Source organism: Arthrobacter sp. Dra40 (genome assembly GCF_059091905.1).
Genome location: NZ_JBNHHB010000443.1, coordinates 1 through 1,830, shown reverse-complemented (window position 1 = coordinate 1,830; position 1,830 = coordinate 1). Strand labels below are relative to the sequence as shown.

Annotated in this window: 2 protein-coding genes; both read right to left on the bottom strand. The window is 67.2% G+C overall.

Features of this window, described 5'->3' with window-relative positions; genetic code table 11:
• On the bottom strand, window positions 1-1,170 hold a 1,170-nt coding region (locus AC5RWT_RS36960), incomplete at its 3' end, for an SCO6880 family protein (RefSeq protein WP_494084553.1).
• The coding region (locus AC5RWT_RS36955) for a TrbL/VirB6 family protein (RefSeq protein WP_494084552.1) at window positions 1,157-1,830 on the bottom strand (674 nt) is incomplete at its 5' end. The genes AC5RWT_RS36960 and AC5RWT_RS36955, both read right to left, overlap by 14 nt.

The following is a 1,830-nucleotide window of genomic DNA, read 5'->3' as shown; positions in this document are numbered from 1 at the left end:
GATGGTTGCTGCCTTGGCGGAGTCCATCGGGCGGTAGAGCAGGGAGATGCGTTTGCGGTCAATGTCCCCGTGCGGGGCCAGCAGCCGCGACAGGACGGAGGAGTTCACGGACCCCCGGGGTGCCCCGGTCATGGTCCAGGACGCAGAGAACGCGGAGTCGTGGCGGTAATCGTCCCAGCTGGCCTGCGTCGCGGTGGGTCCGACCTCGCCCCAGATAAGGGACACCGGGGTGCCGGCCGCGTGGGCCTCGTCAATGATCAGCGCCGCCGGCGGGTCGTAGGCGATCCGGACGACCTCGCAAAGTTCCTGCGCGGACATGGGCCGGGCGATCCCGGCACCGGTGGATTGCAGCCGGGCCGACAGACCAGGGATCCGCGAGGCCAGGTCGCGGGCGACATCCTCCGGGGTGCGCTTCTTCGAGCCCGCGCGCAAGGAGGCGTTGAAGGTCAGGGAAACCCAGGCGCGGACCGTGGCCGATCCTTCCGGGTAGGTTTCGACGACCTCATGGAGCACATCCTTGGCGAACTGCGGGGCGTCCGGGTCGATATTCAACATGACCTCATTCCGCAGCCGGTACCCGGAGTCCGGGGCGGTCTCAACCGTGACGGCAGCCGCGTCCAGGCCGGCCTCGTCGGCCAGACCGGCGAGCCAGCCGCCCCAGTTAGCCACCCAGGCATCAACCTGCTCCGGGTCCACGAGGGAAGCCCCGTCGGGTTCGGTGGAGAAGATCACCGTGAAGTGGCTGGTGGCCGGCACATGCAGCACGGCGAACGGACGCTTGTAGGAGTCAGTGAACTCGTACAGCGTGGACTTCGCAGCCAGCCCCGGGAGCTGGTACATGCCCCACTCCGTCACACCCAGCGGACCGGAACGGTACAGATTCGTCCCTGAGGACTTCGAGACCTTGAACGCCATGCGAATACCCAGACGGTCCACGACGGACTGGCCGTGCTTGTCCTTGACGGTCAGAAGCAGTGCGCAGGCGCCGGCAACGGCGAGGACGCCAAGGCCGACGAATAGGCCCCAGATGGCGAAGCTGACGATGCCTAGGAGGAGGCCGACCATGACGATGCCGGTGCCGATCGCGCCGAGATTGCCTAACCCGGCTGAGCGCGGGACGCGCCAGTTGCCGTAGGACGGTTCTTTGTATTCGGTGTTAATTGCTGCCACTGGGGCCCTCACCCGTTGAATCCTGCGCGGTCGTCTTGATTGCTTCTGATGTCCTGGACGCCGCCTGGACACCGGTGGCTACGGCCATGCCTGCCGGGCCGGTAGCCGCGGCCCCGGTCGTGGCTGCAGCGCTTCCGGCGGGTGCTGCCGCCCCCGCCGTGCCGGCTTTACCGGCTGCTCCGCCCGGGCCTGTAGTGCCTGGCGTCGGCTGTCCTCCCCCACCCCGTGGGCCCGAAGAGCCAGCGCTGCCCTTTGGAGAGCTGCCGCTGTGGGTGTTGGACGTGCTGTTGCTGCTGGGCGGCATCGGTGTTGCGTTACCTCGCCCACTGCCGGGACGGCCCATGGAGACAGCCCCGGTTGCAATAGCACCGACCGCGGCCCCAGCTGCCGCGCCACCGCCGGAGGCAACGGCTCCGACCATTGGGGTGACGAACCGCATCAAGGCTGGAAGCGCGAACAACGCCACGATCATCAACGTGAACCCGCTGATCGAACCCACCAGGGCATCCCGGCCGCTGGTCTTACCCATCAGCAGGAACGCGACCGAGTACACGATGGCGGCAGCCGGCTTGTAAAGGATGAAGGCGATAGTCCAGCCGACGGCCTTTTGGAACCATTGCCTGCCCATTTCCGTGTTCGTGAATGCGGCCGTGGTGGGCA